Here is a 23,990-nt window from a genome sequence, read left to right as displayed (position 1 = left end):
TTTATAAAATAGCTAATAATGAGCTATTAAAAATGAAATTACATTTTTGCTGCCGTATCAACATGAGTTGTATCAACCACGTTAGAGTCAACAGTAACGTTTGAATCGATTGTAACGTTTGAGTCGACTACAGTTGTGTCAGCCGTTTTATCGGCATCACCGCCGCAAGCAGAAATGGTAGTAGCTAAAGCCAGGGCTACGAAAGCCAGTTTAAATAAGTTTTTCATGGTAGAAATGTTTTTAAGTTATGTTTAATTGTTAATACTCATAATTTAAAAATGTGACCCAAATTTCTTTAAAAGTTAATTTTCATAAAAGCTATTTCGGTTTGTGTTGCGCGTAATACATTGTAATAATATTTATACTTTTATTTTTTTATCGCCCCCGTTGGGTTACAATTTTATATAAAAGGTATTAAGTAGTGAATAAAGAGCTAAAAGATTCAACGCCAACAGACAGCGAGGTTATTCTTGGGATACTTAACAACTCAGAAACAGCATTAAAAAAGCTGTACGTTGCGTATTTTCCGATGATATTGCAGCTGATAATAAATAACAGCGGCGATGAAGACGATGCAAAGGATATTTACCAGGAGGCTATAATTGTTCTTTATAATAAGGTTAAGGCCGGAGATTTTGAGCTGAGCAGTAAGCTAAAAACCTATATTTATTCGGTTTGCAGGCGTTTATGGCTAAAAAGACTGAATCAGATAAACCGGTACGGTGGGGATATTAAGGATTTTCAGGAATTTCTTCCGGTAGAAGAAGATGAGTCTGAAAGGCATGCTGACCGCGATATCCAGTTTAAAAAAATGGAAAGCGCGTTGCAATTGCTGGGCGAGCCCTGCAAAACCATTATGGAAGATTTTTACATACATAACAGATCAATGCAGGAGATCTGTGAGCGTTTTGGCTACACCAATGCAGATAATGCCAAAACACAAAAATATAAATGCCTGCAAAGGCTGAAGAAATTGTTTTTTCAGCAGCAGTAAAAAGACGGATATAAGATGAGCGAGAGTCAACTTTTAGAAAAAATTGAACGTTACCACAGCGGCGAAATGAATGCTGCCGAACGTGAAGCGTTTGAAGCGATGCGTAAAGCCGACGCCGGATTTGATGCGAAAGTTATGGAGCATCAGTTTTTTGCAGGTTTGCTTAAGCAATACAGCGAACGTGTTGAGCTGGAAAACCGTTTGAATGCCATTCACGAAGAAATTGATGTGCACGACCTTAAAGAAAGCCTGATGGCTCATCCATCATGGGTTGTAAGATTGTGGCGTAACCATCACTCCAAAATATCTGTGGCTGCCTCGGTTACTATTTTGGCAGCATTATCTATTTTGTATGTTGCCGGTAAGTTTGATAACAAAACTAATATAGAAGCCTTAAAAAATAAGGTGGAGCAATTAGATAAATCAAACGCCAAATTGAGCAGATCAATAAGGGATATAAAATCGCAAAATGTAAAACCCGACGATCATTACAGCAGCACCGGTACGGGTTTTGCTTTAACATCAGAAGGGCTTATTGCAACCAATTATCACGTGGTGCGTGATGCAGACTCTGTTTATGTGCAAAATGCAGAGGGCAAATCTTTTAAAGCAACAGTTTTGCATACCGAACCGCAGTATGACATTGCCATACTTAAAATAGTTGACAAATCATTTGAAGGACTGGGCACCATCCCTTATGTCATCAGACGCGGCGAAACTTCTTTGGGCGAGCAACTTTATACTTTTGGTTATCCTGACCGTACAGCAACTTTTAACAAGGGTTATTTGGCTGCTCAAGCGGGGTACCACGGCGATAGCTTAAATTACCGAATTGGGATTCCTATTTTGCCAGGTAACAGCGGCAGTCCGCTTTTAGATAGTAAAGGCAATTTAGTAGGAGTTGCTACCGCCAAGCAAGCGCAGTTTGAAGGGGCACATTATGCCATCAAATCAAAATATTTGCTTGATGCGATCAGTAACATCCCTGAGGATTCCTTAACACAAAAGATCGCTCTTAGCAAAAAGAGTTCAATGGCAGGATTGAACGACGTAGATAAAGTAGAAAAAGTTAAGAAATTTACCTTTATGGTTAAGATCTACGGTCAGTAGTAAACAGTAAAATACTATATAAACAAAAAGAGACGCTTAAAGCGTCTCTTCTTGTTAGCGGTCCACCTCGCCTAATACAAAGTCTATTGATCCTACTATGGCCACAAGGTCGGCAATCATAACTCCTTTTGCTAACTCAGGCAGTACGGATAAATTGTTAAAGCCGGGTCCGCGTGCTTTGGCGCGGAAGGGGACCTCAGTATCTGTCATTCTTATTGAGCCATCTTTACTCAGCTCTTTGTTTTGTTTGTGTATAAAATAAAAGCCTAACTCACCTCTTGGCCCTTCACAGCGAACGTAATAATCCTGTGGTTTTGGTGTAAGCTTACGTGGGAGTTTAGCGCGCGGATCAAAATCAGGCGTGCGTTTTAATTCCTTTTGCAGTCGATCAAGGCATTGTTCAATAATTTTGAGTGATTGCTCTATCTCGTCAATACGCACCTTGTAGCGGTCCCAGCAATCGCCTAACGATCCCATTTCTCCCTTACCTACCGGGACATCAAAATCAAGTTCAGGATAAACAGAATAACCATCTATGCGGCGCAGGTCGTATTTTAAGCCCGATGCCCGCACAATAGGGCCTGAACAGCCATAGTTAATTGCCACATCAAGGGGTAACTTGCCTATATTGGCCGTGCGGCTAATAAAAATCTGGTTGTTGGTTAGCAACTCGTTAAGCTCAACCATTTTAGGTTTAAAGTAGTCTACAAACTCGCGGCAGCGTTCTTCAAAGCCTACTGGAAGATCATAAAATAAACCACCCACCCAAATGTAATTATACAATAAACGCGATCCCGAAGCCCACTCCAGCATACCCATGATATGCTCGCGATCGCGGAAACACCATAAAAACGGCGTAAAAGCGCCAATATCAATTCCGTAAGTGCCAACCGCAATTAAGTGTGATGCTATGCGGTTAAGTTCGCAAACCAACACGCGTATGTACTCAACACGTTTTGGTATGTCCTTATCAATGCCCAGCATGCGCTCAACACCCATTACCCAGGCGTGACTGTTATTCATCGATGCCAGGTAGTCCATCCTGTCCGTAAACGGAATGGTTTGCTGATAGGTAAGGCGTTCTGCATGTTTGTCAAAACAGCGGTGCAGGTAACCCATGTGTGGGATACATTCCTTCACAATCTCACCATCGGTAATCAGCTCCAACCGCAAAACCCCATGCGTAGACGGATGCTGTGGCCCCATGTTCAGCACCATGTCTTCTACACTGGCGGTAGATATTTTGTTGTAGTATGCTTGTAGTGCTTCGGTCACTTTATTTCGAATTTCGAATGTTCAATTATTTCGGATTTCGGATGTTCGATTTCGGAATTATTTTTTATTTCGGATTTCGAATGTTCGATTTCGGAATTATTTATTTTGATTTTTTTATTTCTGATTTTCTTTGGCCGTTTTGCCTATCGCTGTGAATATAGCAGTAAGTTCGTCAGCTTCCTTTCTCAAAGGCGCTACTTTTGCCTGTTAAACTAATTCGGCCTCGATTAACAAATCCAACCAATAAATGCATTCATCGCCCTCCTCCTCGCAAATAACAATTTTATTAATGAAATCAGCAGTTGATTTGCCTTTACATGCTGCTCTATAATTAGCTCCAACAGATGTTGCGCTTCTTAGTAATTGATTGCACAACGTATTCGTTGCGCGATTATATGGAAGGCTTTCCGTGAACATAATGGTGTCAACTGCAAATCTCTGTGATCTGCGCTTTAATTCGGCTTTATCCATTCAGGTGTATTAAATCTTTTGAAATCTGAATTCCCAAAATCTTTCAATCATCCATTAAAAAATCCGAAATCGAACATTCGAAATCCGACATCAAAATCAATCTATCTTAATCCCCTTATAATACTCAGCGTTTGTATAATCTTTTCTTAACGGATGACCTTCCCAATCATCAGGTAGTAAAATGCGGCGCAGGTCGGGGTTTCCTTCAAAAAATATCCCTACCAGGTCGTAAGCCTCGCGTTCATGCCATTCGGCAGTACGGTAAACATTGGCCACACTTTTAAAAGCCGGCAGTTCTTCGCTTGTTCGATCGTGAATTTTGCTGATCTTTAAAGTAAGCTGCAATTGATAGGGGATGGATGATAAATGATATACCACCTCAAATCGCCCATCTTCGGCACCATGATCAACCCCGCTTAGGCACGACAAAAAATCAAAATAGGTTAGCGGGTTATTGCGTAGTTCCAAACACACATCAGCTATCAGATCAGGAGCTATCAGCAAGGCAGGTTGCAGACCTGCTGTTTCCTGGCCAACAATTGCGGCAGCGCCAAATTTGTCTGTTAATAATTGTTTGATATCATCAAAACTCATGGCGCCAGGCGTACTTTTTTCCAGGTTTTATTGTCAACTTTTTTATAAACAATGCGATCATGCATGCGGCTTGGTCGTCCTTGCCAGAATTCAATTATCTGGGGTTTCAATATATAGCCACCCCAATGCGCAGGCTTAAGGACTTCTTTATCCTGATATTCATTTTCCATTTTCACCATCCGGCTGTCCAGTTCGCCACGGCTGCTAATCTCCTGGCTTTGCGGCGAAACAACAGCACTTATCTGACTGCCTTTGGGTCTTGAGTTGAAATATCTGTCGGACTGTACCTTGCTCAGTTTTTCAATGGAGCCTTCAATGCGCACCTGGCGCTCCAATTCCCCCCAAAAAAAAGTAAGCGCGCCCATAGGGTTTTTGGCTATTTCGCGGCCCTTTCTGCTCAGGTAATTTGTATAAAAGGAAAATCCATCCGGATTATAATCTTTTAATAATATAATTCGTGCTGATGGTCGCCCATCAGTGGTAGCGGTAGAAAGTGTCATGGCGTTTGGCTCAAGCACATTTGCGGCTACGGCCTCATTAAACCAGGCATCAAACTGCCTTACAGGATTAGCATCGCTGTCCTTTTCAGTTAGCGAGGCCGAGCTGTAATCTTTCCTTAAATTTTGTAATTCTTCGCGGTTCATTACCTGCAAACTTACAAATTTATTAAGCCGCAATACTTAATATTGTATAGCAAAATATAGTTTAGGTAATAATTTACTTTGGCTTGTTAATTGCGTCTATATTATATAAAAATAAAAACGATGTTAAATTCGATTACACCGGCAGCGGGCGGATTGCTATTATCAGAGCCCTTTATGATGGACCCCAACTTTAAACGATCAGTTATTTTACTGACCGAGTATGCAGATATTGGGGTGATGGGTTTTATATTGAATCATCAAAGCGATTATTTATTGGGTGATGTTTTGCCTGATGTTTCTTATTCTGAAATACCTGTTTTTACTGGCGGACCGGTAGCTGCAAACACGCTGCATTTTATCCACCGCGCGCCCGAAAAGATTGAAGGGGGTATTGAGTTGACTGAAGGGATTTACTGGGGCGGCGACTTTGAACAGGTGAAGGAATTGGTGAGCACTTATCAGCTGAATGAAACAGAGATAAAGTTTTTTATGGGATATTCGGGATGGACGCCTGAACAATTATCTGGCGAGATAAGAGATAACAGCTGGCTGGTGACCGATAAGTTTAACAGTGAGATGTTGTTTAAAAGCAACGACCAGCAAATGTGGAAACAGGTAGTGATAAGCATGGGGCAACGTTTTGCGCATATTGCTAATTTTCCAGAGAATCCGCAGTTGAATTAACGAATGCGCTATTTGCTAAGTTAGATGTAGCGTTAACATGTGTTTTGTCGTTTCACAACAAAACACATTTAACAAGTATCATCTGCCATGAAAAAAACAATAGCTATAGCATTACTAATTGCCTGCGGTTTTGGTTGTACTAAAAAGCAAGCCAGTGTGCTTAACTGCCCTGCACTGGCATGCACCATGAATTATGTGTCTGTAACCGTGCAGTTTCAGGATAAAAATGGAAACACGGTTACTGTGAAAAATTATACTGTGGTTAACCAACGCACTAATGAAAGCTTAACATCGTCGGGCACAGGGATAAATAGTGCCGGCCATTATACGGTAGTTGATGACGGTATCCTCAAAAAATTATCTACTGCCGGAGACGATATAATTGTTACAGCAAGCCATCCAACAAGCGGTCAAACTAAAAGCGCGATTTATAAAATATCAGGAGGGTGTAATTGCCATGTAGATCGGATTTCGGGGCCGCAGGTTATTACGTTTGATTAGATTCGCATTATGTTTAAACAGTAGATTATTGATTTACGTTTTTCCGGACATCTAACAAATATCGCCTATTGATCGTTGTTAGAGTTCGCAGGTGAATTAGACTCCATAAATTGATTATAATCAGCTAATAATTTAATCTTTGTAGGTATGTCTGCAAGGCGCATGGAATCAATGAATTGCGTAAGTTTTATTCCGTTTATTCGAAGCTGCTCTAATGGCATATGTACATACTTGGATAAATGGGATTTTTCCTTGACGTTCGGTTTATAAAGAAATATTATGATAGAGTTTTTTTTGGATAATGGTAAGCCTTTGTAGGACCCTCTATAAACTTTATAGGATACTTTTTTTATATTTTCCCATTTAGTAACGCCTTTGTTTTCGCTTTTATCAAACATTGTAAAAGTCATCCTGTTGAAAATCGCATACTCATTTATAACAATCTCCGGTCTTTCATCTAAAAGGTTAAATACACCAAAACCTAATATACACCCCAAAATTAAAACAGATGGCCAGTAAGTCCATGGGGACAATTGCGAGCCATTATCGTAATGATTAAAAAATACTATAGCCAACAGAAATGGAAGAGAAAGCAGTATGAGTTTAATTGCTTTCCATTTTGATTTAAATATTTTAACCTCCGGCATCTAAAGGTAAATTGAAATTTGAAAAGTTTATTTTTCAATAAATGGCTTGTGGGTTATAACCGCTTTATTCATGGTCTGCTGAACTTTGTATAATAATGTGGCGTATTCAAACCGCTCTTTATACGTGCGTTTTAAACCTTCTTTTAAATACGCCAATTCAGCTTTGTCCAACAAGGGTTCTTCCTTTTTCATGCAAGTTGCTTTCACCTAATCAAAAATACACAAATCACCATTAAAGTGGAGATTTATTACTTTCCCATTTCCTCGGCAGATTCTTCCACCTTTTTCTTCAACTCTTCTTTAAAAGCGATAAGGTTTTTTACAACAGTTTCGTCTGCAGTTGATATGATCTGAGCGGCTAATATGCCTGCATTTTTTGCAGCATTTAATGCAACAGTAGCAACAGGAATACCGTTAGGCATTTGTAGTATGGACAGGATAGAATCCCAGCCATCAATAGAGTTGCTTGACTTTACCGGTACACCTATCACGGGTAAATGCGTTAACGATGCCACCATGCCCGGCAAATGCGCCGCGCCGCCTGCACCGGCTATAATAACCTTAATACCACGAGCGGCAGCTTCGCGGGCGTAAGTAAACATACGGTCGGGTGTGCGGTGGGCAGATACAACGGTTATTTCGTAATCTACACCTAATAACTTTAACACATCCGCGGCGTCCTGCATAACCGGAAGATCCGATTTGCTGCCCATTATAATTCCTATTTTTGGGAAGGTGGAACTCATATCAAGAAGACTGTTGTTTTTGTTTTTTATATATTATTTTTTTTAGGAAGGCAACTATCGCAAATCCAACGGCTACGAAAAAACCAATAGTCATCAATGTCCCAATTCCTTCACCAAACCTGTAAGCAGTATTCGATGCGTCGATCTTTTCCAATTCGGCAACACTTATCACTTTAAAGGTGTTAAAAAAGGTTTTGAGCGCTTGGTGATCTTTGGGCACTAAATCTGAAGCTATTAACCCGCAAGTTACCAATGTATCATTTAGATTAGCTACACGATAATAGCCATAAAGCTGGCGGTCTTTAACTTTGGTCTTAAACCCAAATTGTATTGCCTCATGACCGTTGAGGGTTATTTTATCTTTATATAAAAGCGTGCCTTTAGTGCTTTCTAAAAACTGAGTTACATAATCATTAAATACCGAGTCGGTACTCGCAGAGTTAAATATGTTTTTTAAACCTTTATTAACATGCATTAAAGCAGCTTGGTAAGTTATGCCATCGTGATTAATTAGGTATTGTTTAACGCCTGACACATCAATTGTTTTTGGTGTATCAGGAAATGCAACGGTAGCAATGCTGCCCAATTTTTGAATAAAAGTATACTGACCGAAGGTGGTTATCGATATCAATAGGAAAGTAAGTGTAACGATAATCGGCTTTAGGCTCATTATGTAAGTTTAATTGAATATCAACTAATCACTTTAAGTGTCTTCTGCACAAACCTTGCCTTCTCAATAGCTTTCTCCCTGTCGGCATCAATTATAGTAACGTGACCCATTTTCCGGTAAGGCTTGGTTAAAGCTTTGCCATATAAATGTACATATATGCCCGGGCATTTTAAAATTTTCTCAATGCCCTGATAAACAGCTGGTCCTTCATGGCCTTCTTCGCCTAAAACGTTTACCATTATGGCATTATTAAGGCAGGCGGTATCACCCAGCGGTTGGTCAAATATGGCTCTTAAATGCTGCTCAAATTGCGATACCACATTACCCTCAATGCTTTGGTGCCCGCTGTTGTGCGGTCGTGGCGCCAGTTCATTTACCAATATCTGTCCGTCCTTGGTTAAAAACATTTCAACCGCTAATAAGCCAACGATTTTAAGGTCATCGGCTATTTTTTTTGCGATGCTTTCCGCCTGTTCATGTATCTCAAGGGGTAGGGTAGACGGGCTGATGAGGAACTCCACCAGGTTAACATCCGGGTTAAACTCCATCTCCACCATCGGGAAAGCGCTTATATCGCCGCTTTCATTACGGGCTACAATTACGCCTATTTCTTTTTCAAAATCAATCCACTGCTCAATTAAGCTGGGTTCTTTAAAAGCATCTTTTAAGTAAGATTCATCTATTACTTTATAAACCCCCCGACCATCGTAACCATCGCGCCTTAATTTTTGAATATACGGGAACTGCATAGTGGTTTGCTCCAATTCAGTCGCCGAAGAAATTACCTGGAAAGGGGCAGTAGGAATATCATTTTGTTTAAAGAATTGCTTTTGCAGGCCCTTATCCTGGATCAACCGGATAACCCGCGCCTGCGGATAAACCAATACGCCTTCTTTCTCTAATTGCTCCAACGCATCCACATTAACCTTTTCAATCTCGATGGTTAGCAGGTCAACCTTTTTGCCAAAGTTGTAAACGGTGTTGTAATCGTTAAGTGCGCCAACAACAAATTCATCGCATAATTTGCGACAAGGTGCCTCCCGATCAGGGTCAAGTACTTTAACCGTAACGTTGTAATTAATAGCCTGTTGTATCAGCATGCGGCCCAGTTGTCCGCCGCCTAAAATGCCGAGTTTAAGGTCTCCGTAAAATGTTTTCATTCCAATTGCAAGTTTACCCTAAATCTTTTAAAAAGCATAGCGGAGTTTTGTACCTACGGCACAAACTATATTTCGTTTTACCTTTCTACCGAATTTCGTTTTACCTTTCTACCGACGTTTTGCTCCTACGGAGCAGTGTGGTAGAATTATTTTTTGTCTTAGCGTGGTAAATAAAACGACTGAAGTCGGAATTATTTAGAAGCAACAGGCGTGTTCATACCTGGCGTGTTAAATAATACCCACTAAGGTGGGAAACTCTTAAGAGCAAATAGTAAGTTCAAATTTGGTGTGTAAATAATAGCCACAAGGTAAGGCTATTTACCACCACGAGGTTGGTCTAAAACTTGGTGCGCTAAAATAATATGGCTAATGGAGGTGCTCCGTAGGAGCAAAATGTCGGTAGAAAATAAGCCGCCCGTTTTTCGTGCCATAGGTACGCTACTTATTCCAGCGACTTAAAAACATATCTATCATCATATTCAATTTCAAAGTGTTTTAGAAATTGCTCATATTCTTCTAAAAATGTTTTCTTCCGATGATGCTCTTCTTGATTGGCTATATATTCCGCCACAGATTTAATTTGAGAGCGAGAATACGAAAACGCGCCATAACCCTCTTGCCACCTAAACTGTGATGGTGTAAAGCACTGCTTATTTATCCATTCCGAGGAATCCCCTTTTACTATCCTCATCAGATCTGATAGTGATTGGTTTGGTCTGAACCCAAAAAAAAGATGCAAATGATCGGGCATGCTATTTATAGCAATCATTTTGTGCCCTTGATTTTTAATTATACCCGTAATATATTGTTGCAATCTTTCTTTCCAGATTGGTTCAATAACTGATTGTCGAAATTTTACCGCTATAACGCACTGAATATGAATTTGGGTGTAGGTGTTTGCCATATCTAAAATTAAAGATATTATAGTTTAGGCGAAAGTATTATCGGCGGTCTAGGTGTAGTTTCTTATCCGCTATCAGCGCAACCGGTAACCCTACGCAAATTATCAATATCAATAAGGCTTTTATAACGGCAATCGCTTTAAAATCGTGCGGACCTATTTTGCTTAGCGGTACAACTACCATATTCATTACAAGCCAGGTTATGCCGCCGTAAATATTGGCCACAACATACTTGTTTTTTAAAAGTGAAAAGCTAAAAGGATAAAGCAGATAAAACGCCGTGGCAAATAAGTAAGCTATAAGGTAATGAAACACAATGCCGGCAACAACCATTTCGCCACCGCCCTTAAATGCATCAGCGCCAAACACTCCGCTGGCTATAAATTTGAATATAGGTGCAGGCCCTACATTGTAATTAAGCAGTAAAGCTGCAAGGCCGTCCAATGAACCCACCAAAAAACCTATCCAAAGGATGTTTTTTAAGGCGTTCTTTTTATAACTGGCCAGGTTGTACATTATAATTTTACGAGTTGTTCTCCTTCAATTATCTTTTGCAGCTCCAATATACCGCCAATTAATGCTTCAGGGCGGGGTGGGCAACCCTGCACATACACGTCAACCGGAATTACACGGTCCACACCCTTTACCACATGATAACCATGCTGCCAATATGGGCCTCCACAGTTTGAGCATGACCCCATAGAGATAACATATTTAGGCTCGGGCATTTGCTCGTATAATAATTTAATACGCTCGGCCATTTTAAAAGTAACTGTTCCCGCTATAATAATAACGTCGGCCTGGCGCGCAGATGCACGCGGAAACACACCAAACCTTTCCAGATCATAAGTTGAAGCGTAGGAGGCCATCATTTCAATAGCGCAGCAGGCAATACCAAACTGTAACGGCCATACCGATGACAACCGCGACCAATTAAGCAGATCGTTCAATTTGGTAACTACAAAACCGCCACCCTCGTTGTTAAGATCACTCATCGCTTGCAGGTTTTTTAAAGGTTGGTTTAAACATGGGTTTTCTTATAGGCACTTCATCGGATGGCTTTTCTGCTGCCGCTGCTAATGCGGGTGCGACAAAAGCCGGCTCTTCATTAAATTTTTTAAGGATATAAGCGCTTTGTTGCTGATTTACTTTCTCATACAAAGAAGCCGGGATGTTCACATTTGTGGTAGGCACAACGGGGTGGGGTTTTATCCAGTCCAGATCGCCTTTTACCCAAACGTAAACTAAACCCAATATCAGTATGCCTAAAAATATAAACATCTCTGCTAACGAGAACCATCCCCAGTTGGGGGCAGCAGCAATAATTTCGTGATTGCCAAATACAGTTGCCCACGGAAAAATAAACACCATTTCTACATCAAACAACAAGAAAACCAGTGCGATAACATAGAAACGCGGGTTAAACGGTAACCACGCGTTGCCGGTTGGTTCCTCGCCACATTCATAAGACGATAGCTTGATTGGGTTTGGTTTATTAGTGGATAAAATGCGGTTGGCTAAAAAGCCAAGGCATACCATAATTATTCCCGCAATTAAAAAGATAAGTATCTTGCCAAATTCTGATATTTGCGAAACTTCACCCATGCCGGCAAAATTAATAAAACAAACCCATTTTGATGCTATAATAATCGGCGGTGGCGCATGCGGACTGATGTGCGCCGTTCAGGCCGGGTTTTTAGGTAAGCAAACGCTTATTCTGGAAAAGAACGACAAGGTAGGCGCCAAGATCTTGATAAGCGGTGGAGGGCGTTGCAACTATACCAACTTATATTCATCGCACCAGCAGTTTATAAGCGATAACGAGCATTTTGTAAAGTCGGCCTTTGCGCAGTGGACAGTTGACGATACCATCAGTTTTTTTGAAACCTATGGCATAACAGGCAAAGAAAAAACCTTAGGTCAGTTGTTTCCGGAGAGTGATAAAGCGCGCGATATAGTGAAGGTTTTTACCGATCTGTGCCATGACCTTGGTCAGCAGATAAAATGCAACGCCAACGTAAAGCAGGTAATTCAAACAGAAGAGGGCTTTACAGTGATTTATGACAGCCATGGAGAGGAAACGCAAATCACTGCATCCAGTGTAGTCATTGCGTCAGGCGGTTTGCCTATAGCCAAAATGGGCGCTACAGATTTTGGACTGCGTACCGCGCGTCAGTTTGAAATGAAGATAGTAAATACTGCGCCTGCACTTGTACCTCTCACTATTACCGGGAAGGATCAGCCCTGGTATGAGCAGTTATCGGGCAACAGCATTTTTTGCCGGGTTTGGAACGATAGGGCCAGCTTTGATGAGAATATTTTGTTTACCCACTGGGGGCTGAGTGGTCCGGCCATTTTGCAGATCTCATCCTATTGGCGACCGGGAGAGTTTATTTACCTTGATCTGCTGCCTGATCAGGATATCACCCAATTGATCCATCAGGAACGCATCGCCAATGGCAAGAAAATGCTGCTTAACTTTCTTACCACATTATACACCCGCAAGTTCGTAGAGGCTTTGAGCGATCATCTGCCGGTTGACAAGAACCTGGCATCGCTAAGTAAGGTGGAGCTGGAGAGTATCCATACCTTAATCCATAATTTTAAGGTTAAGCCTGCCGGCGATAAAGGTTACGATAAAGCAGAAGTTATGCGCGGAGGCGTATCGACCGATGAGTTATATTCAAAAACGTTAGAAGCTAAAAAGGTGCCCGGCCTGTTCTTTGGCGGCGAATGCGTTGACGTAACCGGATGGCTGGGCGGATACAATTTTCAGTGGGCATGGGCAAGCGGGTTTGTTATCGCCCAGCATATTTAACGGCGATGCGCCCTCTCTTCTTCAAGCTTGTGGTAGTATGCTATCATCTTTTCAATATCGCGTAAGCCCACTTTACCGGTTCTTAGCTGCTCAACTGCTGCAGGTTCATCACCCATCACTTCTATCATAACATCAGTAAAGTTTTCGTTTGTTATCGCTTTCATGCCGTTGGTGCCCTCGCCATAAAAATAAGCTACATGCGTGCCGCCACCGCCGCGGTTACGACCTAAGTTAATAGATACACCACCCCCCAAGCCGCCACCCATGCCGCCGCTGCCGTATCCGGTGCTTAGCGCCGGGCTTACAGAGACCGCTTTTTGCTGCGCGCTCACATTACCTACCCTTGCCATATACAGCTTTATGGGTGCGTTTATGGCTACGCGGATAAAGTCCATTTGCTCGCTTGCCCAGTCGTCAGTAAGCGATACGGCCACAACAAAGCTATCACGACCAACCACGTAAGATTTCATATCACTGGCGCTCAATTTGATGGGTTTATCCTTTTCGTATTCCTTAAACTCAATAAAAGCTTCGTTTTTGATAGGGCCCTTGCCAGATGGGGTTTGGTTGATGAAGCCCACGTTCTTTGCACTTCGTTTATCATAGAAATAGCCCTGCTGCCATTTTTGGGCAATAGCGCTAATGCTTAGTAAGCTGAATAATATAAATGCTGCAGTGTGACGTATCATACTAAAACACAAATAACGTAATTTTAACCATATTTGATATATGATGACCGTTGATTTAAGAAGCGATACCCTTACCCGGCCAACGCCTGGTATGTTACAGGCCATGTGGAGCGCCAAAGTGGGCGATGACGTTTTTGGCGAGGATGAAACCGTTACCCAATTAGAGGAAAAGACCGCCGCGCTATTCGGTATGGAAGCAGGCCTGTTTTGTCCGTCGGGTACGATGACCAACCAGATAGCCATTAAATGCTTTACCCTGCCAATGGATGAGTTGATTGCAGATCAAACCGCGCATGTTTACCGCTACGAGGGTGGGGGTATAGCCTTTAACTCGGCGGTATCTACAAGGCTGCTTAATGGTTACCGCGGACTGATCAACGCTGACATGATTGAACCCGAGATAAACGCTGATAACATTCACTACCCACGCACCAGTTTGGTGGTGTTAGAGAACACCAGTAACCGCGGGGGCGGCAGTTGTTATACGCTTGATCATATAAGACCTATTGCCGACCTGTGCCAGGCCCGCGGCCTTAAACTGCACCTGGATGGCGCCCGCATTTTTAATGCCCTGGCACATACCGGCGACAGCGCTGCCGACTACGGCCAACACTTTGACGGTATCTCCGTCTGTTTATCAAAAGGGTTGGGAGCACCGGTTGGTTCAGTGTTATTGGCGGATAAGGATACTATTAAGCAGGCCCGGCGTATTCGCAAGGTTTTGGGCGGTGGCTGGCGACAGGCGGGCTTTTTGGCCGCCGCCGGAATTTATGCTTTAGATCATCATGTGGAGCGGTTAAAGATAGACCATGCTCATGCAGCAATACTAGCAACAGAACTTGCTAAATGCGCCTGGGTTGAAAGCGTGATGCCTGTCGAAACCAACATAGTTCTGTTTGACACCCTGCCACCTGCGGATAGCGTTGTTGAACAACTGGCTGCAAAAGGCATTAAAGCTATGGTTACAGCCCCCAATCGCATTCGTTTTGTGTTGCATTTGGATGTTCCTCCGGAGCAGGTGGAGTATACAGTGAGTGTATTAAAAGAGCTTTAAGGCGAGTGTTTCGTCCCACGGGTATGTGAGACAGTTTGAGCCAAGGTGGGACACTCGTTTAAGTAAGCAGTTGGTAGTAAGTAGTTTGCAATATTTGTGTGGGACAAAGTGAGACTACTTATAAGTCAGGAAAATTAGCTGTGGAAATTAGGTAACCGACTTGTTTACAGTTGCTTGTAAATAACGGTTTTTTTGTCCCACGAAACTGTGTAATCCTAATGCAGGATTAGATTTTCGATGTGGCTGCTGTTTACGTTTTAATTTCTGTAGTCAGAGAGTACAGAAATAGTCTTCCGTAGTCGGGAGATTACTGGCAGTGGTGGAATAGAGTGTATTAGCGAGGTAACATTATTTTTTCCATTCAATCACCGAAAAAGAATTGACAACAGAGTCACCGACTAAATTAAATTCGAGAGTTTTTGTGTAAACTGGATCTATATCGCTACCGTAATCAACAATTATATTATAACAAACGTAATTATTTTCAATATGATCTGACGGCCCTAATAAGTTGAATAACTCTGTCTTTGTGAGGCCTTTTAACTTGTAATTTTTAGTGAGATCTTGTAACATGGATTCCCTGTGCTGCGAAGGGAAGCCTGAGTCGCCATCCACCCAGAGGTCTTTTTTGTATGCGGTATTCAGGGTACAGGATTGCAGAATTAATAGCAAAAATAGCGACAGAAGAATGCAGCTATTCAGTATTATTCCTTTCGCTTTCATTTAATTATTCCCTCTCCTTATTCTTATTATGCAAATAATTAAAAAGAATAACCAATCCCAGCAGCACAATGCCATTCAGCCCGAAAAAAATATTTGTTTTGCCAGGTATAACATGCCCTGCAAAATAAGTCATGCCCCATGTAAACAGGTTTACACATAAAAAAACAACGAATATGGCGCGGAGGATCTTCGTGAATAATGTCATGCTGCTAAGATAGCCATTATTCTATTTGCGTACTCACCGCCCAATAATTACCGGCAAAGTCGTAGAAAGATCCACGTTTATCCGGGTCGCCGTTTTTATTTACCGGTTCTTCTATCGGTTCACAACCATTTTCAATAGCCAGTTTAAATGTCGCCATAACATCGGGCACGTAAAGGTGCAGCATGGTTTTCTGTGCCGGATAATTGGCGGTGGCGTCGCTTAGCATCACCACGCTATCGTCAATCAGTACCTCCATATGCATAACAGAGCCATCTTCACGGTTATATTTTCTGAGTTCCGTACCATTGAAGATAACTATCAGCAAATCGGCCAGTCGTTGTGTCCCGTTTACAATGAGGTAGGGGGAGAGGGAGTTATAGTCGTTTGGTTTGTACATCGGAAGAAGTTTGGTTGATGCAATTTAGGGATTTTTGATGCAAATTAATAGCGATGGGTTTCAAAGCCAAGAGTGTTCGGAAAGATTTAAAAGAGCGGCGGGCGGTGCGATTCCCCTCTCGAGAGGGGTGTAGGGGTGTGTTATATAAGCGGCTTAACACACCCCCGCAGCCGCACAATTCCTACGCGCCCCCTCTCAAGAGGGGAGCTTTGCCGGTATATAATATCTTCCAAATACTCCCGGTACAAACCACCGCTATTTTGACTGCCAACTGCCTACTAAAAACTGCCAACTAAACGACCGGCGGTTCCCTGTCCATTGATTGTCTTTCAACCATCCAGCCCGGGTATTCGCGCGGCAGGGCGCTTATTTCGTCAATGCGTTTCAATTCATCGGCAGATAATACCACATCAACAGATTTTAAGTTATCATTAAGCTGATCAATGTTTTTAGCCCCGATGATGGTACTGGTAACACCTTTTTGTAACCGCACCCAGGCCAATGCTACCTGCGCTATGGATACGCCCTGTTGTTTGGCAATTTCGCCCAATACGTCAATAATATCGTACGTCTTTTCTTTGTTGATGGGTGGGAAATCAAAGGCATCGCGCCGGGCACCTGCTGCACCACCGTCGCGTGTATACTTACCCGATAGGAAACCGCCTGCCAGCGGACTCCATGGCATAATGGCCAGGTTTTGATCAAGAGCCAACGGCACCAATTCGCGCTCAATGTCGCGGCTCGCTAATGAGTAATAGTACTGTAGCCCCACAAATTTGTTCCAGCCATATTTGTCGGCTATGCCCTGCGCTTTCATCACCATCCAGGCGGGCCAGTTACAAATGGCTATATAGCGTACTTTGCCTGTTAATACAATATCATTCAGCGCGCGTACGGTTTCTTCAATCGGTGTTTTCAGGTCTGTGCCATGTACGTATAGCAAGTCTATATGATCCACCTGCATGCGCTTTAAGCTGGCATCAACAGACTGGAAAATGTTTAAACGGCTCAAGCCAACATCATTAACCCCTTTGCTCATGCGGCCGCGTACTTTGGTGGCTATCACCAGGTCGTTACGGTTAAGGCCCAGATCAATTATTGATTGGCCCAGTAAGGTTTCAGATTCGCCAAAAGAGTAGATATTAGCGGTATCAATGTAGTTAATACCGGCATCAACAACGGTTTTCATCAGGCTGTTAACTTCCTGCTGCTGTACGTTGCCAATGTTGGTCCAAATACCGCCGTTGCTGCCACCAAAGGTCATGGTGCCAAAACAAATTTCAGACACGTAGATCCCCGTGTTTCCTAAAAGATTGTATTTCATAATTAGATAATTTGTAGTGAAGATAAAAACTAAAATTCGGAATACTTTCTAACAAAATGGTTAGTGTAATGTGAAAAAAAGGTCATATTTTACAGGTGTAAAACCCCTGTTTCACCTAACACTTGGCTCTGAGTTTGCAGGTCGCCCACTCTTGTGAACACTAAATTCTTAATATCAAGGCCGTCGGTGAGTTTTTTATCTTTTTTTGCGATTCTATACAGGTCAAAAGTAAATGGCACTTCGACCCATTCTAAAGTATATTGATAGCCATCTACTATGTTGTTTTTCTTATCTGTCTTTAGGATGATCAAGTCGTGAAAAACTTTTTGTTTCTCAGTTTCGTGCGAAAGCCCTTTAAAAGTGCAAATGAACCTGTAAACAGTAAACCGGCCTTTTTGAGGTTTAAAGGCCTTGTCCAATAGATGATAACCTGCCCCAAGAGAATTTAGGTGATCGAGTTTTTTGTAATCAATATCTGCATTCTCAATGCGATCTACTATTTTGTAAACTTTGATTTGACCGTTTGCTCCAAACTTCAGCAATGCGAAAGATATGAATAGCAGTAGTATTTTCAAGACCATTGGTTTGTGGAGTAAATATCCATATAAATTGTTTCATTTATGGTTTAAACTTATTACTTGTAGCGCTGTTCATAATGATGATGAATAGACTTACAAAGAAATTAGAAAAAATAGGCCGCGACCCTAAGATCACGGCCAAAGCTGTCGGATTACGTTATGTAAGCGATTCTGCCCCAGGTTATACACGCAAAAAAGCAGGCAAAGGCTGGAGTTATTATGACACTGATGGCGCGCTTGTAAAGGATAAAGAATTGATACGCCGGTTCAATGCGCTGGTTATCCCTCCGGCATATACGCGGGTGTGGATCTCGCCATTTGATAACAGCCATCTGCAATTTACCGCCATTGATGTGGCCGGGCGCAAGCAATACCGCTATCACCCCACCTGGAACAGCATCCGCAACCAATCTAAATATCATCGCCTGCAAACCTTTGCGGCTCATTTACCTGCAATAAGGCAGCAATTAGATAAAGATCTTTCGCGCCCCCATTTGGATCATGATAAGGTAGTGGCGTTGGTGGTTCGTTTAATGGAACTGACGAGCATTAGGGTAGGGAACGAGTCGTACAAAAAGCTCTATGGATCATTCGGCTTAACTACTTTGCAGGACAGGCATGTAAAGATCAATGGTACACAGCTCAACTTTGAGTTTAAGGGGAAAAAAGGGGTAATGCATAAGATAGCGCTGCAAAGCCGCAAACTGGCGCGGCTGGTAAAACAGTGCAGGGATATTCCGGGCAAAGATCTTTTTCAGTATTACAATGCTGACGGAACGCGTTGTGTAATAGGCTCTGGCGATGTGAACAATTACCTTAAAGGCATTACAGGCGAGGATTTTACCGCTAAAGATTTCCGCACCTGGGCTGGTAGCGTAAGCGCGCTATATGCCTTTAAGGCAGCAGGGGAGTTTGAAACCGTGAGCGAATGCAAAAAGAAAATAATAAGTGTGTTAGATGAGGTAGCCATTAACCTGGGTAACACCCGCACCGTTTGTAAAAAATACTACGTGCACCCAACGGTAATAAAAAGCTACGAGGAGGGAACCTTGTTTAATTATATAAAGGAGATTGACGAAGAACAGGATATTAAAGCATCAGAATTAAACGTTGCCGAAAAGGCATTGCTGGCTTTGTTGGAAAAGGAAAAACTGGCGGTAGCAAGTTGATATTACCTGCCATGCCGAATTTATTTCGGCAACCCACGTGATAAGTAGCCCGTTACATGCCGCTTCATTACCTATATGTGGGATGCCGAAACAAGTTCGGCATGACTTGTATTTTTCTTCCGTCATGCCGAACTTGTTTCGGCAACCCATGCGCTAAGTAGCCCGTCACATGCCGCTTCATTACCTATATATGAGATGCCGAAATAAATTCGGCATGACTTTTTATTATTTTAGTGCAAAATATATGCTATGCTTTTCACTCAGGGCCACGTATACATAATGTCAAATAAGTATCGCACTACTTTTTATATTGGCGTAACCAGCGACCTTGAAGCAAGAGTGTGGCAGCATATCAATAACGAAGGATCTGCTTTTGTTAGGAAGTATAAACTGTATGATTTAATTTGTTTTGAGTATTTTGAAAGAATAACAGATGCTATTGATAGAGAGAAACAACTAAAACGCTGGCATAAGGATTGGAAAATTAATCTTGTCAAATCTATCAATCCGGAAATGAAGGATTTAAAAGACCAACTAAAACAGTAGAATTACCCACCTGTCATGCCGAATTTATTTCGGCAACCCACGTGATAAGTAGCCCGCTACCCGTCGCTTCATTACCTATCCATGGGATGCCGAAATAAATTCGGCATGACTTTTATTTGTGTCCCGTCATGCCGAACTTGTATTTGTCTCCGTCATAGCGAACTTGTATTTGTCTCCCGTCATGCCGAACTTGTTTCGGCAACCCACGCGCCAAGTAGCCCGCTACCCATCGCTTCATTACCTATCCATGGGATGCCGAAACAAGTTCGGCATGACTTTTATTTTTCTCCCGTCATGCCGAACTTGTTTCGGCATCCCACGCGCTAAGTAACCCGCCACATGGCGCTTCATTACCTATATATGGGATGCCGAAATAAATTGGGCATGACATGCGTAATAAAAAAACCCGCCGAAGCGGGTTTTTATGTCGTTAATCTGTGGTCAGCAAATCAGCAACCTTAATATGGTTTTATATCGTCATTGATTTTAAACCAAGCGGTTATATGACGATAGTTTACAACAAACGGTTACATATTTTCTCTATTTCTTCGCGTCTTTAGTAGTTATAACCAAAGCACCGTTTTCTCCTTTTGTTCCGTATTTTAAAATGGCCGTCTCCGGATTTAAATAAACTACTTTGCCTTCAAAAGATTTAAGGTCTTTTTGGTTAACCAATTTGCCGTCTACTACATAAAGCGGTTGAATAGTAGAGGTCTGATTTCCGTTTTTATCGGTTATTACATGCCACAGGCCATTGGATGGTATTGGTCTACCTTCTACAATAACCTCCTTGTTTTTATCGGGGTTAACACTAAGTAGTTTTCCTTTATCTACTACATTGTTGTTGTTGTAATAAGTGCCAACCGTATGTGCCCCTGATGAAATTATCACACTATTGTCCTTGTTAACACTCATTGTTGTTTTGACTGGTGCCGAAATTACTACGTTGTTATTTAAACTAAATGTAGTGGCAGCGAGTTTAGCATCTCCGTCTTTATAAATAAACTGGTGGCTCGCGGTGTCAATTGTAAGGGCTGGTACTGACAGATGTACAGATTTTTCCTGGCCGATTTTATTGATATTTACATTATCAACGTTAAGTTGTATACCTGTTAGTCCGCTTGAATTGAAATTACTGTGGTAGTCGCTTCTAAAACTGCCCATTGGCTTATCTTCAATAGTAAAAGTAATAACAGAGTCTTTTTTACCTGGTCTTTGGCCTGTAATGGTTACAGTATGCCGTTCAATTTTAGGGCTGTCTATCGTAAAACTCAGGTTGTCAACATCGGCGCCTTTTAAGGTGATGGTTTTTGTTGTGCCGTTAATGCCTTTTTTTACGGTTACTGTACCGGTTATATTCCTGGTTGTAGCGGGTACAGTATCGTTATTCAAAACCACATTGTTTATGTTTTTTACTGCGGCCGCAACAGCCTTAAAAGCCGGGCTGCTTTTTACAGCCTCGGCTTTTGAAAGGCTGAAAGCAAACAGGCAAACCATTACTACGGGCACCAAAAACGCGTAGCGGGTAAGTGTTAATTTTGAAGATCTTTTAGCGTTCATCATTTTAATTCTTTTTTTTAAGGTTGAAAGGTTAAAATTGCTGGTAATGGCCGGGGCCGGTTGATTAAAAGTTATGTTAAGCAGACTGTATTGATAAGCTTTGCTATCAAGTCCTTTTTGTAAGATCTTACGGTCTGTTATAAACTCAATGTTCTCGCGCACCGCGCGTTTCATCATCCATATGCCGGGGTTAAACCAGTAAAATACTACACTTATCTCTGTCAATAAAACATCAAGGGTGTGCCACTCATCCACATGAACTTGTTCGTGCGCTAAAACGTTTTTTAGGTCAGTTGAACTTAGTTTGTCAGGGTTTACATAAATGTTTTTCCAGAAAGAGAAGGGGCTGATATCTCCATTTACTACCCGGATGGCTTGCCCGTTTATCTGTTTGGTGGCCGATCTGGCATGTATTTTATAAAGCGAGACCATCTGAAACAGCAGCCGCGCGGCAAACACAGCGACCCCTGTCCAGAAGGCAATTTCTAACCAGTTCCAGTAAGCGGCTTGTTTAACAAAGTTTTGGGCAGGTGCCTGCCAAATTATCACAACGTTTTGTACCGGCGCTACGATCTCCTGATGGTGCTGCGCAAATACCGACAGATCAATAAAAGGATATACGCTGGCGAAAATGATGGCCGTTACCAGGTAAGCGCGGTTAAGCGTGTAAAAAGTAAGCTTGCGCAGCACCAGGTAGTAACCCAGGCAAAACAGCACTAAAGCTATGTTTACTTTTATCAGGAAAGTGAAAAACTCAGGCATGATGAATTATGGTTTAGACATCAATAACTAATCAACTATTTCTTTTTGGTAGTAATAATAATAGCGCCGTTTTTGGCTTTCTCGCCGTATAACGAGGTAGCAGAAGCGTCTTTAAGCACTGTAATGCTTTTAATATCGTCCTGATTTATTTGTTCGAAGCCCTTTTCTGTAGCGATTTCCCCATCAATTATAATAAGCGGCGCAGCTAAATATCTATTTGTAGTATCTCCCAAAGCACTTGTTAGGGTGTTAGCACGCAGGCGTATATTTGCTTTGCTGCCAGGCGTCGTAACGGTTAAGCCCGTAACCCCTACGGGTTGCACATTATTTGTGTTGGTTTGGTTGCCTGTTAAATTATTGGTTACGTCTACATTTTTATTTATGCCGTACCCTCTAACCACTACCTCATTGCTAACCCCCGGCCTGTTATTAAAGGCGTCGTTTGGCCCACCGGTAGTAATAGCAATTACACTTTTTATTTTACCATTGGCCGGGGCGTTTAATCCTGATATTTGGTTAAGGTATGTTGTTGCATTGTCTTTGATAACGTTAACCGTTCTTATGGTGTTAGGATTTATATTACTAATATTATTATTATCAACGATCTTACCATCAACAACAATAACTATCGAATCGTTAAGTTTGCCGCCCCGAACTGTTAATGAATTGTTATCAATACGGTTTAATATTTCAGCTGCTGCCCCTTGCGTTTGTATTTTATTGTCTGTTGTTGTAATAGTGATCGTATTTGTTGCTGCACCGGTGGCTCCAGTTTTTTTTGCCGGAGTGGTTTTTGTAACAATCTTTTTAACCGGAGTAGTATCAGCGTTAAAAGCTACACTCTTAATGTTTTCTACAGCAGCGGCAACTGCTTTAAATGCCGGGTTGGTTTTTACCACTTCGGCCTTTGATAAGCTGAAAGTGAACACACATACCATAACTACGGGCATTAAAAACGCGTAGCGTGTAAGGTTCAGGTTTGAAGATTTTTTAGCGTTCATCATCATTATTCTCTTTTTTAATGTTGAAAAATTGAAATTACTGGTAATTGCAGGTGCCGGTTGGTTAAAGGTTATGTTAAGCAGGCTATATTGATAAGCTTTGCTGTCCACACCTTTTTGCAGTATTTTACGGTCGGTTATAAACTCAATATTCTCGCGGACGGCACGTTTCATCATCCATATGCCGGGGTTAAACCAATATAGTATTACGCTTATCTCTGTCAGCAAAACATCAAGCGTGTGCCATTCATTTACGTGAATTTGTTCATGCTCTAAAATATTCTGCAGATCTGTGGTGCTTAAGCGCTCGGGGTTGATGTAGATGCTTTGCCAGAAAGAAAACGGACTAATGTCGCCTTTTACCACCCGCACGTTTTGCCCGTTTATCTCTCGCGCTGTTGACCGACGGTATATTTTATATAACGAGGCCAGCTGAAATATAAGGCGTGTAGCAAATAATGCAGCTCCCGCCCAGAACAAAATTGCTAACCAGTTCCAATAAGCCGCCTGCCTTACAAAGTTTTGGGCAGGCTCCTGCCATATTATCACAACGTTTTGTACAGGCGCAATTATTTGCTGGTGCTGCTGCGCAAATACAGACAGATCAATGAACGGATACACGCTGGAAAATATAATAGCGGTGATAAGGTACACACGGTTAAGTGTATAAAATGTAAGCTTGCGCAGCACCAGATAATAGCCAACGCAAAAAAGCACCAGTGCTATGTTTACTTTTATCAGAAAGGTGAATAACTCAGGCATTGTG

At 41.9% G+C, this 23,990-nt stretch carries 29 protein-coding genes; 8 read left to right on the top strand and 21 right to left on the bottom strand.

Annotation, left to right across the window (positions count from 1 at the left end):
* Window positions 1–38: 38 nt before the first annotated feature.
* The gene (locus ACVW2L_RS13130; RefSeq protein ID WP_457128425.1) at window positions 39–227 is read right to left on the bottom strand and encodes a hypothetical protein; all 189 of its coding nucleotides are present in this window, start codon (window positions 225–227) and stop codon (window positions 39–41) included.
* A 194-nt stretch (window positions 228–421) separates the two neighbouring features.
* On the opposite strand from ACVW2L_RS13130, the gene ACVW2L_RS13125 reads away from it, so the two are divergent.
* Window positions 422–994 (top strand): RNA polymerase sigma factor, encoded by a 573-nt coding sequence (locus tag ACVW2L_RS13125; RefSeq protein WP_457128424.1) that lies wholly within the window; start codon window positions 422–424, stop codon window positions 992–994.
* 15 nt (window positions 995–1,009) lie between these two features.
* On the top strand, window positions 1,010–2,104 hold the full coding sequence (locus ACVW2L_RS13120) for a S1C family serine protease (RefSeq protein ID WP_457128423.1): 1,095 nt from the start codon (window positions 1,010–1,012) through the stop codon (window positions 2,102–2,104).
* Between the two features lie 54 nt (window positions 2,105–2,158).
* Here ACVW2L_RS13120 and ACVW2L_RS13115 read toward each other — a convergent pair whose 3' ends face one another.
* The 4 genes from ACVW2L_RS13115 to pdxH form a co-directional block, all read right to left on the bottom strand.
* Window positions 2,159–3,322 carry an NADH-quinone oxidoreductase subunit D gene (locus ACVW2L_RS13115; RefSeq protein WP_457130198.1) on the bottom strand — a complete coding sequence of 388 codons (1,164 nt, stop codon included), beginning with the start codon at window positions 3,320–3,322 and terminating at the stop codon, window positions 2,159–2,161.
* Between the two features lie 264 nt (window positions 3,323–3,586).
* The gene (locus ACVW2L_RS13110) at window positions 3,587–3,850 is read right to left on the bottom strand and encodes a four helix bundle protein (RefSeq protein ID WP_457128422.1); all 264 of its coding nucleotides are present in this window, start codon (window positions 3,848–3,850) and stop codon (window positions 3,587–3,589) included.
* 96 nt (window positions 3,851–3,946) lie between these two features.
* The gene (locus ACVW2L_RS13105) at window positions 3,947–4,444 is read right to left on the bottom strand and encodes an NADH-quinone oxidoreductase subunit C (protein ID WP_457128421.1); all 498 of its coding nucleotides are present in this window, start codon (window positions 4,442–4,444) and stop codon (window positions 3,947–3,949) included.
* Window positions 4,441–5,088 (bottom strand): pyridoxamine 5'-phosphate oxidase, encoded by a 648-nt coding sequence (gene pdxH, locus ACVW2L_RS13100; protein WP_457128420.1) that lies wholly within the window; start codon window positions 5,086–5,088, stop codon window positions 4,441–4,443. Before pdxH ends, ACVW2L_RS13105 begins: the two co-directional genes overlap by 4 nt.
* A 120-nt stretch (window positions 5,089–5,208) precedes the next feature.
* Between pdxH and ACVW2L_RS13095 the strand changes: the two genes are divergently transcribed.
* Window positions 5,209–5,772, top strand: a complete 564-nt coding sequence (locus tag ACVW2L_RS13095) for a YqgE/AlgH family protein (protein ID WP_457128419.1) — start codon at window positions 5,209–5,211, stop codon at window positions 5,770–5,772.
* 87 nt (window positions 5,773–5,859) lie between these two features.
* On the top strand, window positions 5,860–6,273 hold the full coding sequence (locus ACVW2L_RS13090; protein ID WP_457128418.1) for a hypothetical protein: 414 nt from the start codon (window positions 5,860–5,862) through the stop codon (window positions 6,271–6,273).
* Window positions 6,274–6,338: 65 nt separating this feature from the next.
* Here the strand turns inward: ACVW2L_RS13090 and ACVW2L_RS13085 are convergent, their stop codons facing one another.
* The 9 genes from ACVW2L_RS13085 to ACVW2L_RS13045 form a co-directional block, all read right to left on the bottom strand.
* Window positions 6,339–6,920 carry a hypothetical protein gene (locus ACVW2L_RS13085; protein WP_457128417.1) on the bottom strand — a complete coding sequence of 194 codons (582 nt, stop codon included), beginning with the start codon at window positions 6,918–6,920 and terminating at the stop codon, window positions 6,339–6,341.
* A gap of 27 nt (window positions 6,921–6,947) precedes the next feature.
* A complete protein-coding gene (locus ACVW2L_RS13080) occupies window positions 6,948–7,112 on the bottom strand; it encodes a hypothetical protein (protein WP_457128416.1) in 165 nt (54 codons plus the stop codon).
* Window positions 7,113–7,168: 56 nt separating this feature from the next.
* Window positions 7,169–7,666 carry a 5-(carboxyamino)imidazole ribonucleotide mutase gene (gene purE, locus ACVW2L_RS13075; protein ID WP_457128415.1) on the bottom strand — a complete coding sequence of 166 codons (498 nt, stop codon included), beginning with the start codon at window positions 7,664–7,666 and terminating at the stop codon, window positions 7,169–7,171.
* Window position 7,667: 1 nt separating this feature from the next.
* The gene (locus tag ACVW2L_RS13070) at window positions 7,668–8,336 is read right to left on the bottom strand and encodes a hypothetical protein (RefSeq protein WP_457128414.1); all 669 of its coding nucleotides are present in this window, start codon (window positions 8,334–8,336) and stop codon (window positions 7,668–7,670) included.
* 20 nt (window positions 8,337–8,356) lie between these two features.
* Window positions 8,357–9,496 carry a 5-(carboxyamino)imidazole ribonucleotide synthase gene (locus ACVW2L_RS13065; RefSeq protein ID WP_457128413.1) on the bottom strand — a complete coding sequence of 380 codons (1,140 nt, stop codon included), beginning with the start codon at window positions 9,494–9,496 and terminating at the stop codon, window positions 8,357–8,359.
* 442 nt (window positions 9,497–9,938) lie between these two features.
* A complete protein-coding gene (tnpA, locus tag ACVW2L_RS13060; protein WP_457128412.1) occupies window positions 9,939–10,400 on the bottom strand; it encodes an IS200/IS605 family transposase in 462 nt (153 codons plus the stop codon).
* A 37-nt stretch (window positions 10,401–10,437) separates the two neighbouring features.
* Window positions 10,438–10,914, bottom strand: a complete 477-nt coding sequence (locus ACVW2L_RS13055; protein ID WP_457128411.1) for a hypothetical protein — start codon at window positions 10,912–10,914, stop codon at window positions 10,438–10,440.
* A complete protein-coding gene (locus ACVW2L_RS13050; protein WP_457128410.1) occupies window positions 10,914–11,393 on the bottom strand; it encodes an NADH-quinone oxidoreductase subunit B in 480 nt (159 codons plus the stop codon). Before ACVW2L_RS13050 ends, ACVW2L_RS13055 begins: the two co-directional genes overlap by 1 nt.
* A complete protein-coding gene (locus ACVW2L_RS13045; RefSeq protein WP_457128409.1) occupies window positions 11,386–12,003 on the bottom strand; it encodes an NADH-quinone oxidoreductase subunit A in 618 nt (205 codons plus the stop codon). Before ACVW2L_RS13045 ends, ACVW2L_RS13050 begins: the two co-directional genes overlap by 8 nt.
* Between ACVW2L_RS13045 and ACVW2L_RS13040 the strand changes: the two genes are divergently transcribed.
* Window positions 12,002–13,216 (top strand): NAD(P)/FAD-dependent oxidoreductase, encoded by a 1,215-nt coding sequence (locus tag ACVW2L_RS13040; protein ID WP_457128408.1) that lies wholly within the window; start codon window positions 12,002–12,004, stop codon window positions 13,214–13,216. The genes ACVW2L_RS13045 and ACVW2L_RS13040 overlap by 2 nt on opposite strands.
* On the opposite strand, the gene ACVW2L_RS13035 is transcribed toward ACVW2L_RS13040, so the two are convergent.
* The gene (locus tag ACVW2L_RS13035) at window positions 13,213–13,905 is read right to left on the bottom strand and encodes a hypothetical protein (protein WP_457128407.1); all 693 of its coding nucleotides are present in this window, start codon (window positions 13,903–13,905) and stop codon (window positions 13,213–13,215) included. The genes ACVW2L_RS13040 and ACVW2L_RS13035 overlap by 4 nt on opposite strands.
* 40 nt (window positions 13,906–13,945) lie before the next feature.
* On the opposite strand from ACVW2L_RS13035, the gene ACVW2L_RS13030 reads away from it, so the two are divergent.
* Complete coding sequence (locus ACVW2L_RS13030) at window positions 13,946–14,959, top strand: threonine aldolase family protein (protein WP_457128406.1); 1,014 nt, start codon at window positions 13,946–13,948, stop codon at window positions 14,957–14,959.
* Between the two features lie 348 nt (window positions 14,960–15,307).
* Here the strand turns inward: ACVW2L_RS13030 and ACVW2L_RS13025 are convergent, their stop codons facing one another.
* From ACVW2L_RS13025 to ACVW2L_RS13010, 4 genes are all read right to left on the bottom strand, one after another.
* Window positions 15,308–15,682 carry a hypothetical protein gene (locus ACVW2L_RS13025; RefSeq protein ID WP_457128405.1) on the bottom strand — a complete coding sequence of 125 codons (375 nt, stop codon included), beginning with the start codon at window positions 15,680–15,682 and terminating at the stop codon, window positions 15,308–15,310.
* A 221-nt stretch (window positions 15,683–15,903) separates the two neighbouring features.
* Window positions 15,904–16,284 carry a VOC family protein gene (locus tag ACVW2L_RS13020; RefSeq protein ID WP_457128404.1) on the bottom strand — a complete coding sequence of 127 codons (381 nt, stop codon included), beginning with the start codon at window positions 16,282–16,284 and terminating at the stop codon, window positions 15,904–15,906.
* Between the two features lie 292 nt (window positions 16,285–16,576).
* Window positions 16,577–17,608, bottom strand: coding sequence for an aldo/keto reductase (locus ACVW2L_RS13015; RefSeq protein WP_457128403.1), 1,032 nt, complete (start codon window positions 17,606–17,608; stop codon window positions 16,577–16,579).
* Between the two features lie 89 nt (window positions 17,609–17,697).
* Window positions 17,698–18,183 (bottom strand): hypothetical protein, encoded by a 486-nt coding sequence (locus ACVW2L_RS13010; protein ID WP_457128402.1) that lies wholly within the window; start codon window positions 18,181–18,183, stop codon window positions 17,698–17,700.
* A gap of 86 nt (window positions 18,184–18,269) precedes the next feature.
* Between ACVW2L_RS13010 and ACVW2L_RS13005 the strand changes: the two genes are divergently transcribed.
* Together ACVW2L_RS13005 and ACVW2L_RS13000 are read left to right on the top strand one after the other, a co-directional pair.
* Entirely contained in the window at window positions 18,270–19,355 is a 1,086-nt protein-coding gene (locus ACVW2L_RS13005) for a DNA topoisomerase IB (RefSeq protein ID WP_457128401.1), read from the top strand.
* Between the two features lie 249 nt (window positions 19,356–19,604).
* Window positions 19,605–19,901, top strand: coding sequence for a GIY-YIG nuclease family protein (locus tag ACVW2L_RS13000; RefSeq protein WP_457128400.1), 297 nt, complete (start codon window positions 19,605–19,607; stop codon window positions 19,899–19,901).
* Between the two features lie 540 nt (window positions 19,902–20,441).
* On the opposite strand, the gene ACVW2L_RS12995 is transcribed toward ACVW2L_RS13000, so the two are convergent.
* Together ACVW2L_RS12995 and ACVW2L_RS12990 are read right to left on the bottom strand one after the other, a co-directional pair.
* The gene (locus tag ACVW2L_RS12995) at window positions 20,442–22,223 is read right to left on the bottom strand and encodes a M56 family metallopeptidase (RefSeq protein WP_457128399.1); all 1,782 of its coding nucleotides are present in this window, start codon (window positions 22,221–22,223) and stop codon (window positions 20,442–20,444) included.
* A gap of 35 nt (window positions 22,224–22,258) precedes the next feature.
* Window positions 22,259–23,986, bottom strand: coding sequence for a M56 family metallopeptidase (locus ACVW2L_RS12990; RefSeq protein WP_457128398.1), 1,728 nt, complete (start codon window positions 23,984–23,986; stop codon window positions 22,259–22,261).
* Window positions 23,987–23,990 lie beyond the last annotated feature (4 nt).

It is taken from the genome of Mucilaginibacter sp. HD30 (assembly GCF_054061755.1).
The sequence above is the reverse complement of the archived record's forward strand: the minus strand, read 5'-3'. Positions and strand labels throughout refer to the sequence as shown.

What these genes read in the sequence shown, in the direction of transcription:
- ACVW2L_RS12990 (WP_457128398.1), bottom strand. Translation starts at nt 23,986, where the DNA reads ATGCCTGAGTTATTCACCTTTCTGATAAAAGTAAACATAGCACTGGTG.
- ACVW2L_RS13005 (WP_457128401.1), top strand. Translation starts at nt 18,270, where the DNA reads ATGAATAGACTTACAAAGAAATTAGAAAAAATAGGCCGCGACCCTAAG.
- ACVW2L_RS13110 (WP_457128422.1), bottom strand. Translation starts at nt 3,850, where the DNA reads ATGGATAAAGCCGAATTAAAGCGCAGATCACAGAGATTTGCAGTTGAC.
- ACVW2L_RS13030 (WP_457128406.1), top strand. Translation starts at nt 13,946, where the DNA reads ATGATGACCGTTGATTTAAGAAGCGATACCCTTACCCGGCCAACGCCT.
- ACVW2L_RS13115 (WP_457130198.1), bottom strand. Translation starts at nt 3,322, where the DNA reads ATGGTGCTGAACATGGGGCCACAGCATCCGTCTACGCATGGGGTTTTG.
- ACVW2L_RS13065 (WP_457128413.1), bottom strand. Translation starts at nt 9,496, where the DNA reads ATGAAAACATTTTACGGAGACCTTAAACTCGGCATTTTAGGCGGCGGA.
- tnpA (WP_457128412.1), bottom strand. Translation starts at nt 10,400, where the DNA reads ATGGCAAACACCTACACCCAAATTCATATTCAGTGCGTTATAGCGGTA.
- ACVW2L_RS13025 (WP_457128405.1), bottom strand. Translation starts at nt 15,682, where the DNA reads ATGAAAGCGAAAGGAATAATACTGAATAGCTGCATTCTTCTGTCGCTA.
- ACVW2L_RS13055 (WP_457128411.1), bottom strand. Translation starts at nt 10,914, where the DNA reads ATGTACAACCTGGCCAGTTATAAAAAGAACGCCTTAAAAAACATCCTT.
- ACVW2L_RS13050 (WP_457128410.1), bottom strand. Translation starts at nt 11,393, where the DNA reads ATGAGTGATCTTAACAACGAGGGTGGCGGTTTTGTAGTTACCAAATTG.
- ACVW2L_RS13130 (WP_457128425.1), bottom strand. Translation starts at nt 227, where the DNA reads ATGAAAAACTTATTTAAACTGGCTTTCGTAGCCCTGGCTTTAGCTACT.
- ACVW2L_RS13120 (WP_457128423.1), top strand. Translation starts at nt 1,010, where the DNA reads ATGAGCGAGAGTCAACTTTTAGAAAAAATTGAACGTTACCACAGCGGC.
- ACVW2L_RS13000 (WP_457128400.1), top strand. Translation starts at nt 19,605, where the DNA reads ATGCTTTTCACTCAGGGCCACGTATACATAATGTCAAATAAGTATCGC.
- ACVW2L_RS13045 (WP_457128409.1), bottom strand. Translation starts at nt 12,003, where the DNA reads ATGGGTGAAGTTTCGCAAATATCAGAATTTGGCAAGATACTTATCTTT.
- pdxH (WP_457128420.1), bottom strand. Translation starts at nt 5,088, where the DNA reads ATGAACCGCGAAGAATTACAAAATTTAAGGAAAGATTACAGCTCGGCC.
- ACVW2L_RS13080 (WP_457128416.1), bottom strand. Translation starts at nt 7,112, where the DNA reads ATGAAAAAGGAAGAACCCTTGTTGGACAAAGCTGAATTGGCGTATTTA.
- ACVW2L_RS13105 (WP_457128421.1), bottom strand. Translation starts at nt 4,444, where the DNA reads ATGAGTTTTGATGATATCAAACAATTATTAACAGACAAATTTGGCGCT.
- ACVW2L_RS13085 (WP_457128417.1), bottom strand. Translation starts at nt 6,920, where the DNA reads ATGCCGGAGGTTAAAATATTTAAATCAAAATGGAAAGCAATTAAACTC.
- ACVW2L_RS13090 (WP_457128418.1), top strand. Translation starts at nt 5,860, where the DNA reads ATGAAAAAAACAATAGCTATAGCATTACTAATTGCCTGCGGTTTTGGT.
- ACVW2L_RS13035 (WP_457128407.1), bottom strand. Translation starts at nt 13,905, where the DNA reads ATGATACGTCACACTGCAGCATTTATATTATTCAGCTTACTAAGCATT.
- ACVW2L_RS13095 (WP_457128419.1), top strand. Translation starts at nt 5,209, where the DNA reads ATGTTAAATTCGATTACACCGGCAGCGGGCGGATTGCTATTATCAGAG.
- ACVW2L_RS13015 (WP_457128403.1), bottom strand. Translation starts at nt 17,608, where the DNA reads ATGAAATACAATCTTTTAGGAAACACGGGGATCTACGTGTCTGAAATT.
- ACVW2L_RS13040 (WP_457128408.1), top strand. Translation starts at nt 12,002, where the DNA reads ATGCCGGCAAAATTAATAAAACAAACCCATTTTGATGCTATAATAATC.
- ACVW2L_RS13070 (WP_457128414.1), bottom strand. Translation starts at nt 8,336, where the DNA reads ATGAGCCTAAAGCCGATTATCGTTACACTTACTTTCCTATTGATATCG.
- purE (WP_457128415.1), bottom strand. Translation starts at nt 7,666, where the DNA reads ATGAGTTCCACCTTCCCAAAAATAGGAATTATAATGGGCAGCAAATCG.
- ACVW2L_RS12995 (WP_457128399.1), bottom strand. Translation starts at nt 22,223, where the DNA reads ATGCCTGAGTTTTTCACTTTCCTGATAAAAGTAAACATAGCTTTAGTG.
- ACVW2L_RS13020 (WP_457128404.1), bottom strand. Translation starts at nt 16,284, where the DNA reads ATGTACAAACCAAACGACTATAACTCCCTCTCCCCCTACCTCATTGTA.